Consider the following 15,595-nt stretch of genomic DNA (forward strand, 5'->3'; position numbering starts at 1 on the left):
ACGCCGAACAATCACGACGTCGACGTCAGGGAATCAGCACCCCGTGAGGAGGTCCACCACGCCACACCGATTTCGATCAGAGATCGAACGTCAGGAGCGGTTCGGCCACGTCGATCGGCCCGGAGTAGGAGGCCGCGGCCGCATCCCGCGCGGAAGGCCGTGGGATGCCGGGCCACAGGTGGGTCAACACCAGATGGCCGACACCGGCGGTCACGGCGTCGCGGCCGGCCTGCTCGGCGGTGCTCAGGTACGGCGCGTCCGGGTCCGGGACCCGCTCCGGATACGTGGCCTCGGCCAGCAGCAGGTCAGCGGTCTCCGCCAGTGAAGCGATCTCCGGCGACGGTCCGGTGTCGCCGGTGTAGGCGACGGCGACCCCGCCGGCCGACAGGCGGATGCCCAGGTTCGGCACGTGGTGCGGCAGCAGGCGGGTGGTCGCCACGAACGGGCCGATCTCGAACCGGGCACCGGGTTCCACCGCATGCGGTCGTGCCGCGTCGGAGACCCACGCGCCGTCGAGTGCGAGCACCGGGTCGATCGCACCGGCCAGGGAGAACACCGGCAGCGGCGGAGAACCCGGCGGCGGAGAGCCCGGAGACCGCGAAGAGCCGAGCACCCGGCCACGGAGCAGCGGGTTCAGGTCGGCGCAGTGGTCCGGATGCCCGTGGCTGATGAAGACCGCGTCGAGCGACGACGGATCCAGCAGCGGCGTCACCGCGTAGCCGGGGTCGATCAGGAGCCGGAATCCGTCGTGCTCCACCACGTATCCGCTGCACGCCTGCCCGGCCGCCGGCCAGGCGCCGCAACCACCGACCACAGTGAGCCGCATGGGAGGAGACGATAATGCCGACGTGAAGGAAATCGTGCTGCTCGGGTCCACCGGATCCATCGGAGTGCAGGCCCTCGATATCGTGCGGCGCAACCCCGACCGGTACCGGGTTGTCGCGCTCGGGTCGGGCGGGGGCAACGTCGCGCTGCTCGCGGCGCAGGCGATCGAGTTCAAGGTCGAGGCCGTGGGGCTGGCGCGGGCGAGCGCGGCGCAGGACCTGCAACTCGCCCTGTACGCGGAGGCGCAGCGGCAGGGATATGCCCAGGGGCGGTACGCCGTCCCCAAGATCTTTACCGGGCCGCCCGCGATGAGCGAGTTGGCCGCGTGGCCCGCGCACACCGTCCTGAACGCCATCACCGGGTCGATCGGGCTGGCACCGACGCTCGCGGCCCTGCACGCCGGTCGCGTCCTCGCTCTTGCGAACAAGGAGTCGCTCATTGCCGGCGCCCCCCTCGTGAAGGCCGCGGTGACGCGGCCGGGGCAGCTCGTGCCGGTGGACTCGGAGCATTCGGCGCTGGCCCAGTGCCTGCGCGGCGGCGAAAAGCACGAGGTCCGGAAGCTGATCCTCACCGCCAGCGGCGGGCCGTTCCGCGGCAAAAAACGCGAGGACCTCGAACATGTGACCGTCGACGACGCGATGGCCCACCCCACCTGGAACATGGGGCCGGTCATCACGATCAACTCGTCGACCCTGGTGAACAAGGGCCTGGAGGTGATCGAGGCACACGAGTTGTTCGACGTGCCCTACGACGACATCGAGGTCGTGGTGCACCCGCAGTCGGTGATCCACTCGATGGTCGAGTTCACCGATGGGTCGACGATCGCGCAGGCCAGCCCGCCCGACATGCGCCTGCCGATCGCGCTGGCCCTCGGTTGGCCGGAGCGGGTGCCCGGAGCCGCAAAGCCGGTCGATTGGACAAAAGCCACACAGTGGACGTTCGAACCGCTCGACAACGCCGCGTTCCCCGCCGTGGAGCTGGCAAAAGAGGCAGGTAGGACGGGCCGCTGCCGGCCGGCGATCTACAACGCCGCGAACGAGGAGTGTGTGAGCGCGTTCACGGCCGGCCGGTTGGCGTTCACCGGCATTGTGGACACCGTCGAGCGCGTACTGGGGGACGCTCCCGACTACCCCGAACCAGGTACCGTCGAAGAGGTGCTCGCGGCCGAATCATGGGCGCGGGCACGGGCGCGCGAGGTCATCGCGGCCGAATCGAGGGGAGCCTGATGGCGTACGCACTGGGGATCGCGCTGTTCGCGTTCGCCATTTTCGTATCGGTGTGCCTGCACGAGGCGGGGCACATGCTCACCGCCAAGGGCTTCGGGATGAAGGTCATCCGGTACTTCGCCGGCTTCGGCCCCACCCTCTGGTCCTTCAAGAAGGGCGAAACCGAGTACGGCCTCAAGGCGATCCCGCTGGGCGGCTTCGTCAAGATCGTCGGGATGACGCCGCAGGACGACGACGTCGAGCCCGGCGAGGAAGACCGAGCGATGTGGCGGTTCCCGGTGTGGAAGCGCACGATCGTGCTCTCCGCCGGTTCGATCACCCACTTCATCCTCGGCTTCGTGATCCTCTGGGTCTGCGCGTCGTTCGTCGGCATGCCGAACCCGGCGCTGGCCGACCCGCAGCCGGCCGTGATCACCGTGCAGCCGTGCGTGGTGACGTCGGCCGACCTGCGTGAATGCCAGTCGGGCGACCCGGCGTCGCCGGCCGGTACCGCCGGCCTCCAGAACGGCGACAAGGTCCTCTCGGTGGCCGGGAAGTCCGTCGCCAACTGGGACGAACTGCTGAACACGCTGCGTACGGTTCCGCCGGGCGCGACTCCGGTCGTCGTCGAGCGCAACGGCGCCCAGCAGACGATCACCGTCGACCTCGCCGCGGTGACCCGCTACAAGGAGCGCACCAAGAGCGACGGCACGGTGGTGGCGACCACCGACACCGAGCAGCGCGCCGCGCTGGGCGTCGGGCTCAAGCGGGTCATCCCACTCGAGGTGACGTACGGGCCGGTCGAGGGCTTCTCGAAGTCGATCGGGTTCACCGGCGACGCGTTCGTCGGCACCTGGGAGGCGATGAAGAAGGTCCCCGAGAAGCTGCCCAAGTTGTGGACGGCGGTCACCGGTGGTGAGCGCGACCCGGAGACCCCGATCAGCGTGGTCGGCGCCAGCAGGCTCGGCGGCGAGACCGTCGAGCAGAGCCGCTGGTCGCTGTTCCTGCTCATCCTGGCGTCGCTGAACTTCTTCGTCGGCGTGTTCAACCTGCTGCCGCTGCTGCCGCTCGACGGTGGCCACATCGCGATCAGCTGGTTCGAGAAGGTCCGGACCTGGCTCTACGCCAAGATCAACCGCCCCGATCCGGGCCGCGTCGACTACTACAAGTTGATGCCGGTGACCTACTTCGTGATCCTTGTTTTCGGTGGGTTCACTCTGCTCACAGTCGCGGCGGATATCGTCAACCCGATCACGATCTTCAGATAAGCAACAGGAGTGCCCCCCTTGACCGCAATCAGCCTTGGCACGCCCCCGGCACCTCCGCAGCCGATCGCGCCGCGGCGGAAGACGCGGCAGCTCATGGTCGGCCAGGTGGCCGTCGGTGGTGGCGCGCCGGTGTCGGTGCAGTCGATGACCACCACCAACACGGCCGACATCAACGCGACCCTGCAGCAGATCGCCGAGCTCACCGCGTCGGGCTGCCAGATCGTGCGCGTGGCGGTGCCGTCGCAGGACGACGTGGAAGCGCTGCCGGCCATCGCGAAGAAGTCGCAGATCCCGGTGATCGCCGACATCCACTTCCAGCCGAAGTACGTGTTCGCGGCGATCGACGCCGGGTGCGCGGCGGTGCGGGTCAACCCGGGCAACATCCGGCAGTTCGACGACAAGGTCAAGGAGATCGCGGCCGCCGCGTCGGCGGCGAACGTGCCGATCCGCATCGGCGTCAACGCGGGCTCGCTCGACAAGCGGCTGCTCGCGAAGTACGGCAAGGCCACCCCGGAAGCGCTGGTCGAGAGTGCGCTGTGGGAGTGCTCGCTGTTCGAGGAGCACGACTTCCGCGACATCAAGATCTCCGTCAAGCACAACGACCCGGTCGTGATGATCCGGGCGTACCGGCTGCTCTCCGAGCGGTGCGACTACCCGCTGCACCTCGGCGTCACCGAGGCCGGCCCGGCGTTCCAGGGCACGATCAAGTCGGCGGTCGCGTTCGGCTCCCTGCTGGCCGACGGCATCGGCGACACCATCCGGGTCTCGCTGTCGGCCCCGCCGGTTGAGGAGGTCAAGGTGGGCCTGGCGATCCTGGAGTCGCTCGCGCTGCGCGAGCGCGGGCTGGAGATCGTGTCGTGTCCGTCGTGCGGGCGCGCCCAAGTCGACGTCTACACGCTGGCCGAGCAGGTCACCGCCGCGCTCGACGGGTTCCCGGCGCCGCTGCGGGTCGCCGTGATGGGCTGCGTCGTCAACGGTCCCGGCGAGGCCCGCGAGGCCGACCTCGGCGTGGCGTCGGGCAACGGCAAGGGCCAGATCTTCGTCAAGGGCCAGGTCATCAAGACGGTTCCGGAGTCGATCATCGTCGAGACGCTCGTCGAGGAGGCGCTGCGGCTCGCCGACGAGATGGGCGTGGAACTGCCCGAGGATCTCCGCGGGGCGGGCCCGACGGTCACCGTCCACTGACAGCGGAAAATCTGGCAGGCTAGACGGATGCTCACGGTGCCGGTGCGGCTTCTGGGTGACACCGACGCCGCCGAGGTGCGACGTCTTCTCGACGCCGCGCCCTATGCCGGCGCGCAGGTCGCCGAGCGGGTCACGTCCGGTCGCATGGCGTGGTGGCGGCACGAGGCCCGGATCTTCGGGTACGGCCGCCGGCTCGGCTCGCTGTGCTGGGTCGGCGCCAACGTGGTTCCGGTGCTGGCGTCACAGCCGGCGGCCGGCGCGTTCGCCGAACTCGTGGCCGGCGAGCCGCGCGGCTGCTCGTCGATCGTCGGCACCGCCGACGCCGTGCTGGAGATGTGGACCCGCCTGGCACCGACCTGGGGGCCGGCCCGCGAGGTGCGCGGGTGCCAGCCGCTGCTGGTCGCCGATTGCCCGGCACCCGGCGTGCGCCCCGACCCCGACGTGCGACTCGTTCGATCGGACGAGGTGCACGCGCTCTACCCGGCCTCGGTCGCCATGTACACCGAAGAGGTCGGCGTCGCACCCGCCGCCGACGGTGACCCGTCGTACTACGACCGCGTGCTCGACCTCGTGCGCGCCCGGCGCGCCTACGCCCGCTTCAGCAATGGCCGGGTGGTGTTCAAGGCCGAGGTCGCGGTGGTGACCCGGCACACCGCGCAGATCCAGGGCGTGTGGACCGACCCCGAGTTCCGCGGCCGCGGCATCGCGACCGCCGGGATGGCGGCGGTGGTCGACGACGTGCTGCGCCGCATCGCACCGACGGTGAGCCTGTACGTGAACGACTTCAACGAGCCGGCGCGTCAGGTGTACGCCCGATGTGGCTTCCGCCAGGTGGACACTTTCGCCACCGTCCTCTTCTAGGGCCTGTGTTGAAGTCCTGACCGGGCTGCGCCGGGCCCAGGCGATGCCCGGCGGCGTTGCGGCTTCGCCCCGATACAACACCGGTATCGGGACGAACCCGCGCCTTGCCGGCGGCTTGGGTGGGCCGCCGGGCGAAGCTCCGCGGGCCGGCCTTGCCGTAGCCGCCTGGACCTCGGCTCGCCTCGGCCAGGACTTCAACACAGGCCCTGGCTGAACGGCCCGATTTCACCGACGAGAAGCCGCCGGAACGGGACGGGAAGCGAGTGCGCCCCGCACCGGCGACATTCTTCGGTATCCCGTCGCGCCGAGATCCAGGACCGGATGAATGAGGGTTGGCCTCGATTCACAGCGGCTTCGTCGCGCCGGGTAATGACGACTCCGTCATATGCGTAAATCATGCCCCTTAGCGCCGTCTGTACGCCACGGGTTTTCGTCGCCCCAGGTGGGGGCACCTCCCGCAGTGGATCAACTACTACGCGAATTGGTGATCGATCAGAAGTTGCACCGGCGAACGGTCTTGCGAATGATGAAGTGAAGAAACTTTCTGAACGCCTCTTTCGATGCCGGCCGGGAGACATCAATGGCAGAGGTCCACCACTTTGCGTACGGGTGGATTACGCCCATCATGGCCTATTCTCTGTCCGTCTTGGGGTCTTTACTCGGACTTATCTGCACCTCCCGGGCGCTCAGGTTCACCGCCGGCCGGCAGCGGATCTGGTGGCTGGTGCTCGCGGCGGTCGCCCTCGGCGGCACCGGCATCTGGGTCATGCACTTCATGGCGATGATCGGATTCACGGTCGACGGCTCCGAGATCCGCTACGACATCGCCGTCACCGCGCTGAGCGTGGTCGTGGCGATCGCCGTCGTCGGGGTGGGCCTGTTCATCGTCGCGCTGGGCAAGCCGTCGGTGCCGAAGATCGCGATCGGCGGCCTGCTCACCGGGCTCGGCGTCAACGCGATGCACTACATCGGCATGGCCGCGATGCGACTCGACGGCGAGATCTCCTACGACCCGGTGCGGGTCGGCGCGTCCATCCTCATCGCGGTGGTCGCCGCCACGGTCGCCCTGTGGCTGGCGGTCACGGTGAAGAGCGGCGGGGTGATCTTCGCGTCCGCGATGGTCATGGGCGTGGCCGTCACCGGCATGCACTACACCGGCATGTCGGCGATGTCGGTGGAGCTCTCCGAGCACGGCGACGTCACCGGCGCCAGCAGCACCAACCTGATCGCCCCGATCGCGCTGGCCGTGGTGTTCGTGGTCATGGGCCTGGTCTACTCGGTGCTGGCCGCACCCACCGACGAGGACCGCGCCGGCACCGCGTTCATCGAGGCCCGCATGAACGGCCAGCCGGCCCCGGCCCCGCTGGGCATCTGGGCGAACGAGCCGCCCCGCGCGGCCCCCGAGCCACCGCCGGCCCCGGAAGCGTCGGCGGCCAGCCGGTTCGTGCGCCGCGGTGACTCCCCGCCGGCCCCGGCGAACGGTGGTTACGGCCCGCCCGCGGCCGCCGGGCCCGCGGCCACGCAGCCAGGAACTTTTGGACCGCGTGCAGCGGCCCGGCCGGTACCCGGTGACCCGGCTCCGGGGCCGGGGCTGGGCGCAAGCCTCGCGGAAACCGAGCCGGACCAGGGCAGCCGCTGGGCCGGGCTCATCGACCCGGTGCACCCCGCACCGCGTCCCATCACCGAGCACCAGTACGACGGCGCGCAGCCGCCCCGCCGGAACACCCGCGAGCCCTGGACCCCGCCGCCCCGGACCCCGACCCACCACGACTAGGGCGGGTCAGGCCGGCGGCTGGGCGCGCGGTGGCTTGACCACCACGCCGTTGATCGTCACCTCGCCGGTTTCGGTGTTGAGCGGCGGGGCCGCACCGCTGACACCGTTGACGGTCAGCGTGCCGGTCTGTTCGCCGTCGGCCACGATCCAGCCGCCGTTGACCGCGGCGGCGGCGACCTTGTCGGCGATGCGGTAGAGGCCGTTCGGTGCCTGCACCATCTTGACCTTGAACGTAAACGTACGACCGGCGACGATCGCCGTGCCGATGGCGACGGTGCCGTCATGGGTACCGGTGACGCTGGCGCCGTTCTTGCCGGTGAGCGCGAGCTGGCCGTCGCCGGCCGGGCCCTGCAGCCACGCCTCCAACTTCGCGCCGTCGCACATGTAGGCGATCGCCTGGCCGTTGCGCACCGCGATCGCGATCGACGCCCCGCGGCCGTCGACCTTGCCGGCGTAGGTGGTGATCGGCGCGTTCGGGTCCACCGGAGGGGGGCCGCCGGGGGCGGCCAGGCCGTCGGTTCCGCTCGACGAGCTCGCGGCCGGGGTGCCCGCGGCCGGCTCGCCGACGGTCCGCGCGGCCTGATCGGCCTGCGCAGCCTTCTCGCGATCCTTCTGCGCCTCGCTCGCGGCGACCGTGGCCAGGCCGAACAAGGCGGCCGCCAGCGCCAGCACGCCGGCGATGACGACGGCAAGACCCCTGAGCTTCATGATCGGCTCCCACGTCGGTGTACCTCCCATTACACGGGCCGATGGGCCGATCGGTTTAACTCCGTCGATGCCAGGATCGCCGAGTTACCTGTTTTGCGGCTAAATCTCCGGATCCGCACTATGCTCGTGTGGCGAAAGAACCGCCAACATCCTCCCAGGGTTCCTCCACCGCATCGTCCGTGGAGGTAATGGCATGTCTTCCGTCCGTCGAGTTCTTCTAACGTTCGCGCTCGGCACCGCACTCGGGGCCGGGCCGGCCATCGCCGCTCCAGCGATGGCGAAGCCGTGGGACGACGACCGTGACCACGACCGCTCGACCAGCCTCGCGGCTGTGCTGAGCGGACGCGGTGTGGTCGACGAAGACCGCGACACCAACGGCTGGGGCACGGTGAGCCTGCAGGTCAGGCCCGACCGCGGCCAGGTCTGCTTCACGTACTTCGTCCGTGGGGTCGAGGACCCCGAGAACATCAACGTCTACGTCGGCCGCCGGGGTGACCCGAACAGCGACGCCGACATCGTGGCCGAGTTGCGCGATTCGGGCAGCTGGGGCAGCGGCTGCCGGCAGGTCGGCCCGCGTACCGCGTGGGCGATGGTCCGCTCGCCGGGCCGCTACAACGTCCAGGTCGACGGCGAAGATGGCGCGATCCGCGGCCAGCTCCGCTGGAACGACCAGGACCACGACTGGTGATCACTCACCAGTGACCGGTTCCCCGGGGAACCGGTAGGTCCGCTGGCGACCGGGTCAACGACGCCCCGGTCGTCAGCGGGCCACTCACGTCAGGCGATGCCGTCCAGGGACGACCCGCAGGCGCACGATCGGGTGACCGGGAGCGCGCTCACGGCGTCCAATAGTATTTTTCGCAGTATTTCGGTGTTCTCGCCGAACACGCGGAACACCTCTTCCTGGGTCACCCCATGATCACCCTCGACCCCGGCATCAAGATCGGTGACGAGCGCGATGGCCGAGTAGCAAAGCGCGAGTTCGCGGGCGAGTACCGCTTCCGGGTGTCCGGTCATATTGATGACAGTTCCGCCCATGGCCGCGTACGCACGCGACTCGGCCCGGGTCGAGAACCGCGGCCCCTCGACGACCACCATCGTCCCGCCGTCGACCGCGTTCTTGCCGTGGCCCGCCCCCGCCGCCAGCAGCGCCGCGCGGCCGGTCGGGCAGTACGGATCGGCGAAGTTCACGTGCACCGCGCCGGTGTCGTAAAAAGTCTGAGTACGCCCGCTGGTCCGGTCGACCAGCTGATCCGGGACGACGAACGTGCCCGGCCCCAGGTCGGCGCGCAGGCCACCCACCGCGCACGGGGCCAGAATCTGCCGGACGCCCAGCTCTTTCAACGCCCAGATGTTGGCCCGGTACGGAATCCGGTGCGGCGGAAACCGGTGGTCACGGCCGTGCCGAGGCAGGAATGCGACCCGCCGATCCCCGACAGTTGCAACGGTTACCGCGTCGGACGGCGGGCCGTACGGGGTGTCGACCGCATGCTCCTCAAGCTGCTCCGCCTCGGCCAGGTGGGCGTACAGACCCGAACCGCCGATCACGGCTATCGTTGCGATGTCCACCGGCTGAGGCTAACTGTGTGGGATCGGCCAGGCTAATGTGCGTGGCATGGTGATGACACCGGTACCGGCTGCGGCTGATCGCCACGGCGACGAGTTCTGCGTGGCAGGCTGAGCACGTGTTCGAGGGGTCGGGCGGTCCGGGGTCGGGTGATCCTCGGTTCGGTGATCCCCGGTCCGGGTCCGGGGCTGGGGAATCTGAGGCTGACGAGACACGGTCCGGTGAAACGCGCGCCGACGAGGCCCGGCCGGGCCGCTCCGGCGGACCTGGCGAGGCTCGCCCCGGCAGCCGCGGATCGGGACGCGGGTCCAACACGCCGCGGTTCGGATCCCGGCCCGTTCCGCCCGGATCGGGGGGATCACGGTCCGGCTCCCCAGCACCCGACTCCCCTGCACCCGGCTCCCCAGCACCGGGTTCCCCGGCGCCCGACGAGTCCGCTCCCGACGCGTCCAGCCCTGGGCCGTCCAGTCCCGGCGCATCCGGTCCTGGGCCGTCCAGTCCCGGCGCATCTGGTCCTGGTTCGTCCAGTCCTGGATCTGGGGGTCCTGGATCTCAGGATCCCGAGGCCGAGGGTCCCGGGTCGGGTGGTCCCAGGTTCGACGATCCCTGGTTCGGCGATCCTGAGCCCGGCGATCCCTGGAACGACGAGCCCTACTCCGGATACGGCGAACCTCGGGTCGGCGAGCCCGACGAGGCGACCGGTCCGTCCTCCGGTTCTCCCGGCGGTCCCGGCTCCGGGCGTCCCGAATCCGGCAGCTCAGACCGGGCGCGCCCCCGTGGCCTCGGCGCCGGGGCACCCGGTGGCGCCGCGGGGCCCGGTCGGCCCGGAGCGGCGCGAGGCAGGTCCATGGAGTCGCTGACGGGGCGGCTGCTCGTCGCGACGCCATCGCTCCGCGACCCCAACTTCGAGCGGACGGTGGTACTGCTCGTCGCCCACGAGGAAGGCGGGGCGCTCGGGGTGGTGCTCAACCGCGCGACCGAGGTTCCGGTATCCGAGGTTCTCGGACCCTGGGGCACGCTCGCCGAGGAGCCCGCGGTCGTGTTCGAGGGCGGCCCGGTGCAGCCCGAGGCGGCGATCTGCCTGGCCCGGGCCCGCCCCGGCATCGAACAGCTGGCTGGGTTCAACCGGGTGGCCGGCGCGGTGGGCACCGTTGACCTGTCCGCCGACCCCGACACGCTGCGCGAGAGCGTCCTCGGTGTACGCGTGTTCGCCGGCTACGCCGGCTGGTCCCCCGGCCAACTGGAAGGCGAAATCGAAGGCGGTTCCTGGTTCGTCTTCGACGCCCTCCCCGGCGACGCCTTCGCCGGCCGCCCCGACGACCTGTGGCCCATGGTCCTCCGCCGCCAGGGCGGCCTCCTGGCAGCCGTCGCCCACTATCCCACCGATCCGGCGCTCAACTGAGGTAACCCGGTGGGGCCGGGGGCGGTGGGGTGTGTAATATTGCGCGGGTGCCGGTGCTGAGCCGGGACATCTGGGGGCCGTGGCGCAGCTGGTAGCGCACCACACTGGCAGTGTGGGGGTCAGGGGTTCGAGTCCCCTCGGCTCCACCGAAGGTGGACAGGCGCGAACCGCTCTTGAAGGCGCGGTTCGCGTTTCTGTTTGCAGGATCGACGGGGTGTCCTCGCGGCTCAGGGGGACGCGGATGACCGGGGTGGCGGTCTGGCCGTCGATGCTGAGTTCGGCGAGCAGGAATTCGCACATGGCCTTGCGCTCGGGGGCGGTACCGGTCGCGATGATCGCGGTGACTCGATCGCGGATCTCGACGAGGTGGTCGCTTTCCGACTCGTCGGCGGCAGCGTCCAGGAGAAAGGCCAACTCGTCGCGGCGGTGGCTGAGCTCCCGGATCTGTTCGGAGATTTTCTCGACGCGGCGGGCGACGGTGTCGCGGTCGATCTTGTTGTCCTCGTACTCGACGAGATAGCGATCGACGATGGCTTCTTTGACGGTGAGCTGCTCCTCAAGGGTCGCCAGTTCGGCCTCGTAGCCGGCCCGGGCCTGCTGGTGTTGGGCCCGCGTTGCTGCTATCGCTTGGCGCGCTTCGTCGAGCCGGTTGGTGAAGAAGTCCTGGACCGCGTAGAGCACTGTGGCGTCGAGCGTGTCGGAGTCGATCCGGGGAGCGGCGCAGTGATCGACGCCGTATCGGCTGCGGGTCCAGCAGGTGTAATAGCGGTAGGTGCGGCTGCGGCCGTATGCGTTGGTGCCGACGTACCGCCGAGCGCACGCCGGACACTTGATCTTGCCGGTGAGGTGGTAGTCGGACGGGCTTCCGGCCTTCGTGGGGGCTTCGCCACGCTGCGTGAGGATTTCATGGGCCAGGCCGAACGTTGCGAGGTCGATCACCGATCGGTGGGCTTCGGTAGCGATGACGTCGCGGAAGCGGACCTCGCCGAGGTAGACGCGGTTGGTGAGCACGTCTGCGACGGTCTTGTGGCTCCACGGCCGTAAACGGGACTCCGCAGTGGCCTTACCGGGGGCGGCGCGGCGCAGCAGGCCACGTTCGTTGAGATGCGTGGCCACGGCACGGCAGCCGAGACGCCTGCGGGTATACAGGTGGAAGATCTGCTTCACGACAGCGATCTCGTCCTCAACTGGGATCAATGAGTCATCGGCCGTCCGATCGAAGCCGTAGGGCACCCGACTGAGGGTCCACTTACCCTTGGACGCCTTGCGTTCCATGCCGTTGATGACCCGGTCGATGATCATCTCGCGCTCGAACTCGGCGAACACGCCGAGCATCTGGACCAGCATCCGTCCCGCAGGAGTGGACGTGTCGAACGGCTCGGTCGCAGACCGGAAAACCACGCCCGCCCGGTCGAGTTCATCCAGCAGCGTGACGAGGTCGCGGATGCGGCGAGTGAACCGATCGACCCGGTAGACCAGCAGGACATCGAAGCGGCCGCCGTGGGCGGCGGCGAGCGCCTGCTCCAGGCCGGTCCGGTCGAGTTTCGCACCGGACGCGTCGTCCTCGAACCTGGCGACCAGGCTCCAGCCCGGCTGCGACTTCACATACGAGCGGAGTCGGGCATGCTGTGCCTCGATGGAGAACGGCTGGTGCTCCTCGTCGGTGGAGCGGCGTAGGTAGATGGCAACGCGAACGCCGTGTTCGGCGAGGGTCGCCACAGTGCGGGTGCGGACTTGGCGTCCCACGGCTCCTCCTGAGGGCCTTGCGGTCGGTGATCCAGGCATGAGGGCGGGCATGATAGCGCGACTCGCGTTCTGGCCGCGGCGGGAGCTGCTACCGGCTGGTGAGGTCGGTGATGCGGCGCCGACTCGGATGTGTACCCGGAGGACGGGCGCGGGCCGTGAACCAGGAGAATGGGGCCGTGACCAAGGGTTCCGCCGGATCGGACAAGCCGATCGAGCATCGGGTGCCCACGCCTGGCACCGTGCGGCAGCTCTATGGCACTGCGTTCGCATGTGCGAAGCCTGGGTGCCGTGCCGATCTGTACACCGTGAACACGGACACCGGTCAGCACGTTCTCAACAGCCACGTTGCCCACATTCATGCGCGCAGCGAAGGCGGCCCTCGCTGGAACCCGGCCATGAGCGAAGCGGACAACCGCGACGTCGGCAACCTCCTCCTGCTGTGCTTTCCCCATGCGTGGGAGATCGATCAGGTCCCGGACGAGTACCCGGCCGAGATGCTGCGGGCCTGGAAGCGGGATCAGCTGGCCGACTTCGAACGCGCGCAACGTAACTGGCAGATCAGCGACGAAGAGGCCCGTGAGGCGGTCGCACCGTTCGATCTCGGCGCTGTCGTCGAGAGGATCAGCGCGGTTGTGCCGTTCAACCCGCGGATGCGCAGCCGGATCGAGACGTGGCAACTGGCCATTCGGCGAGGCCACGCCATGCGGGTCTCCCGGTTGACACCGCTAGTGCCGGCGGAGCGTCGCCCGGCGGTCCTCGCGTGGATGGCGGCGCGCGAGGACCCGCTGGTTGAAGTGCCAGCGGGGCAGGTCCGCGTTCTGGTAGGCCGGCTTGGGGCCGGCAAGTCGGAACAAGCTCTTCGCTGGTGGGGGCAGGCTGTCCAGGTGGCGGCCAACAGTCCGGACACCGAGATTCCGCTGTTACTTCCCGCTCGGCACATCACCGCCGGCTTGGAATCGGCGATCGCTAGCGAGCTTGGCGGCGACCCCTCCGGCCGATGCCAGGTGGTCATCGATGACCTGGACAGTGTCCCGTTGCGGGACGCTGCCCGTCTCCTTGCCGAAGCCCGCCAACTCGTCCACACGTGGCCGGCGGTCAGCGTGTTGGCGACCGCGCGGCCAGGGATTCTTGTGCCTGAAGAGGAGAAGATCCTGGTCGAGCCGTGGCCGGCCCAGCGGGGCGCTGAGCTGGCGAAGCTGGCACTCGGTGACGACATCCCCTGGCAACTGTGGAACACCGAAATAGCCGGCCTGCTCACCAGTCCGCTGACCGCTCTCGGCCTGGCGATGCGTGTACACGCTGGCCGCGACCTCAAAGTATCCCGCGCACAACTCCTAGCCGATCTAGCGACCATGGTCATCGACTCGCAGAGCCACGAGGTCGCTGATGGCACGTGGCAGGACCTGGCCCGGTTGGCCGTTCGGATCCTCGGACAGTCGCAGCCGGTCACCGCGACCTCGTTCGGGCCGTTGCCGCTCGTCCGTCGCCTCACCACAACCGGCCTGGTCGTCGGCGACGGCACGGAGCTGACGTTCGCGTTGCCCGTATTCGAGCAGTACTTCGGGTCCGAAGCGCTCCGGATGGGCCTGGCAGACGTGGAGACGATCGCGGCGGCCAGTTCGTTCCCGCGGTGGCGGTACGCGCTCGCGTTCGCCGTGTCCACTGCCATCGACCAGGATCAAGAACGCCTCGTCGGCGGTCTCGCGAGGGTCAATCCGGCGGCAGCGTTCTGGGTCCTCGATGAGATCGCCGACGGCAGTGCGGACCGCACCCACGACGGTCCCTCCGATGAGGCCATCGCGGCGCTCATCGGCAGCCGCGACCCCACCGGCGAACTCACCGACGAGCCCGACCTTGCCATCCGCGCAGGGCAGTGGCTACGGGGCGCCGAACAAGCCCTGCTGACAGGACTCGGACCACTGGCCGAGTCACTGGCCCGACACCGCGACGGTCGCCTCGTCCAATGGGGCACCTGGTTGCAGAACGGCCATATGACGCTCGCCCGCTCACGCGACCAGTTGCCGCCGCCTGACGTCATCAAACTTTCCAAAATATGGCCAAGCCTCGGCCGATGGCACCGCATCGAGGGGATTCGCTTTCCGACCTCTGACTTTGGTCGCTGGCTGCGCGCCCAGAAGGCGCTGCAAGAACAGCTCCAGACCGTGATCAGAAGACGCACGCTGCCCGTTCCCCGCACGTCAAGGCTGGCGCGCGAACGGCTGTACCTGCTCGCCGAGTTCGTCTACAACTCCGGTGCCGCCCGCCGGCGCCGCACCATCGACCTCGCCGAACTGCGCGACACCGTCGCCGCGTGGATGGACCGGGTGAACCGGTCGGTGCGGTCGACGTGGCAAGGCACAGGCCGCTCCGTCGACTCCGACGACATCCGGTGGCTCGCCGCCCAATTGGCCATGGAGGACGGCGATACGCTCCTGCCGATCTGGCCGGAAGGCGATCAACCAGAGACAGGCAGGTGGATCTGGCAGACGTACTCGCGGGAGCTGACCTTGACCCAAGCGACGGACATTGTGCGAGAAGCCCTGATCGGCTACCGGCAGCTCGCCGAGACCTCGTTCCCCGCCTTCGGTGACGCCTTGGGGCTCTACAGCATGCTGCCCGTCCGCGTCGAGGGACTCGTCCGGCGACCCGTCAACGACGAGAACGCCTCCATGATCGAGATGATCGTCAGCCTGAATCCCGACCGCGATGCGCAACGATCGGACGTGCCGTCAGTCGACCTGCGACTCGTACCCGACGACGGTGACGCGTTCTGGACCTTCAGCCAGCAGCGGCGCACTGCCGCTCGGACGACGTTCGGCCAGAGCCCGCTCCAGAACCTAGACCTGCCACTCGGCCACACCTGCCCGGCGACCAGTCTGGCGTACCGGTGGCTGGTCCAGGATCTTGCTGGAGTCGGCTGGATCAAGGACCACCATGGTCTTCTCGACTAGAGGCCGATCACCTCGTGCGACGGCTGTCGTCGCTATATAGGGATCACGGCGTCTCACCAGCCCTCGCCGCGCGACTCCAACCGTGGGAAATAGAAGGTAAACG

General features: G+C 69.2%; 11 protein-coding genes, 1 tRNA gene and 1 pseudogene. 9 read left to right on the plus strand and 4 right to left on the minus strand.

Annotation, left to right across the window (positions count from 1 at the left end; all coding sequences use genetic code 11):
• Window positions 1–76: 76 nt before the first annotated feature.
• Window positions 77–826, minus strand: coding sequence for an MBL fold metallo-hydrolase (locus Vau01_RS32960; protein ID WP_204000776.1), 750 nt, complete (start codon window positions 824–826; stop codon window positions 77–79).
• Here Vau01_RS32960 and dxr point away from each other — a divergent pair.
• The 5 genes from dxr (at window position 825) to Vau01_RS32985 (ending at window position 7,118) form a co-directional block, all read left to right on the plus strand.
• Window positions 825–2,051, plus strand: coding sequence for a 1-deoxy-D-xylulose-5-phosphate reductoisomerase (gene dxr / locus Vau01_RS32965; protein WP_204000778.1), 1,227 nt, complete (start codon window positions 825–827; stop codon window positions 2,049–2,051). The genes Vau01_RS32960 and dxr overlap by 2 nt on opposite strands.
• On the plus strand, window positions 2,051–3,298 hold the full coding sequence (locus Vau01_RS32970) for a M50 family metallopeptidase (protein ID WP_204000779.1): 1,248 nt from the start codon (window positions 2,051–2,053) through the stop codon (window positions 3,296–3,298). Before dxr ends, Vau01_RS32970 begins: the two co-directional genes overlap by 1 nt.
• Window positions 3,299–3,316: 18 nt before the next feature.
• The gene (gene ispG, locus Vau01_RS32975) at window positions 3,317–4,483 is read left to right on the plus strand and encodes a flavodoxin-dependent (E)-4-hydroxy-3-methylbut-2-enyl-diphosphate synthase (RefSeq protein WP_204000781.1); all 1,167 of its coding nucleotides are present in this window, start codon (window positions 3,317–3,319) and stop codon (window positions 4,481–4,483) included.
• A gap of 27 nt (window positions 4,484–4,510) precedes the next feature.
• Window positions 4,511–5,344, plus strand: a complete 834-nt coding sequence (locus tag Vau01_RS32980) for a GNAT family N-acetyltransferase (protein ID WP_204000783.1) — start codon at window positions 4,511–4,513, stop codon at window positions 5,342–5,344.
• A 646-nt stretch (window positions 5,345–5,990) separates the two neighbouring features.
• Window positions 5,991–7,118 (plus strand): MHYT domain-containing protein, encoded by a 1,128-nt coding sequence (locus tag Vau01_RS32985; protein ID WP_239152036.1) that lies wholly within the window; start codon window positions 5,991–5,993, stop codon window positions 7,116–7,118.
• A 6-nt stretch (window positions 7,119–7,124) separates the two neighbouring features.
• Here Vau01_RS32985 and Vau01_RS32990 read toward each other — a convergent pair whose 3' ends face one another.
• Complete coding sequence (locus Vau01_RS32990; RefSeq protein WP_204000789.1) at window positions 7,125–7,826, minus strand: hypothetical protein; 702 nt, start codon at window positions 7,824–7,826, stop codon at window positions 7,125–7,127.
• Between the two features lie 274 nt (window positions 7,827–8,100).
• Here Vau01_RS32990 and Vau01_RS32995 point away from each other — a divergent pair, with 274 nt between their 5' ends.
• The gene (locus Vau01_RS32995) at window positions 8,101–8,514 is read left to right on the plus strand and encodes a CHRD domain-containing protein (RefSeq protein ID WP_204000792.1); all 414 of its coding nucleotides are present in this window, start codon (window positions 8,101–8,103) and stop codon (window positions 8,512–8,514) included.
• 89 nt (window positions 8,515–8,603) lie between these two features.
• Here the strand turns inward: Vau01_RS32995 and Vau01_RS33000 are convergent, their stop codons facing one another.
• The gene (locus Vau01_RS33000) at window positions 8,604–9,374 is read right to left on the minus strand and encodes an S-methyl-5'-thioadenosine phosphorylase (protein WP_204000892.1); all 771 of its coding nucleotides are present in this window, start codon (window positions 9,372–9,374) and stop codon (window positions 8,604–8,606) included.
• Between the two features lie 866 nt (window positions 9,375–10,240).
• Here Vau01_RS33000 and Vau01_RS33005 point away from each other — a divergent pair.
• Both Vau01_RS33005 and Vau01_RS33010 read left to right on the plus strand, forming a co-directional pair.
• Window positions 10,241–10,795, plus strand: a complete 555-nt coding sequence (locus tag Vau01_RS33005) for a YqgE/AlgH family protein (RefSeq protein WP_203925151.1) — start codon at window positions 10,241–10,243, stop codon at window positions 10,793–10,795.
• A gap of 73 nt (window positions 10,796–10,868) precedes the next feature.
• Window positions 10,869–10,941, plus strand: a tRNA-Ala gene (locus Vau01_RS33010).
• A gap of 580 nt (window positions 10,942–11,521) precedes the next feature.
• Here Vau01_RS33010 and Vau01_RS65345 read toward each other — a convergent pair.
• A pseudogene (locus Vau01_RS65345) lies at window positions 11,522–12,811 on the minus strand (recombinase family protein); the annotation flags it as partial.
• Between Vau01_RS65345 and Vau01_RS33025 the strand changes: the two are divergent.
• Window positions 12,718–15,492 carry an NACHT domain-containing protein gene (locus Vau01_RS33025; protein WP_204000794.1) on the plus strand — a complete coding sequence of 925 codons (2,775 nt, stop codon included), beginning with the start codon at window positions 12,718–12,720 and terminating at the stop codon, window positions 15,490–15,492. The pseudogene Vau01_RS65345 and the gene Vau01_RS33025 overlap by 94 nt on opposite strands.
• Window positions 15,493–15,595: the final 103 nt, after the last annotated feature.

The organism is Virgisporangium aurantiacum (assembly GCF_016863635.1).
GTDB lineage: Bacteria > Actinomycetota > Actinomycetes > Mycobacteriales > Micromonosporaceae > Virgisporangium > Virgisporangium aurantiacum.

Excerpts from the sequence above, each read along its gene's own strand:
- dxr (WP_204000778.1), top strand. The coding sequence starts at position 825 with ATGGGAGGAGACGATAATGCCGACGTGAAGGAAATCGTGCTGCTCGGG.
- Vau01_RS32960 (WP_204000776.1), bottom strand. The coding sequence starts at position 826 with ATGCGGCTCACTGTGGTCGGTGGTTGCGGCGCCTGGCCGGCGGCCGGG.
- Vau01_RS32970 (WP_204000779.1), top strand. The coding sequence starts at position 2,051 with ATGGCGTACGCACTGGGGATCGCGCTGTTCGCGTTCGCCATTTTCGTA.
- Vau01_RS32980 (WP_204000783.1), top strand. The coding sequence starts at position 4,511 with ATGCTCACGGTGCCGGTGCGGCTTCTGGGTGACACCGACGCCGCCGAG.
- Vau01_RS32990 (WP_204000789.1), bottom strand. The coding sequence starts at position 7,826 with ATGAAGCTCAGGGGTCTTGCCGTCGTCATCGCCGGCGTGCTGGCGCTG.
- Vau01_RS32995 (WP_204000792.1), top strand. The coding sequence starts at position 8,101 with ATGGCGAAGCCGTGGGACGACGACCGTGACCACGACCGCTCGACCAGC.
- Vau01_RS33005 (WP_203925151.1), top strand. The coding sequence starts at position 10,241 with ATGGAGTCGCTGACGGGGCGGCTGCTCGTCGCGACGCCATCGCTCCGC.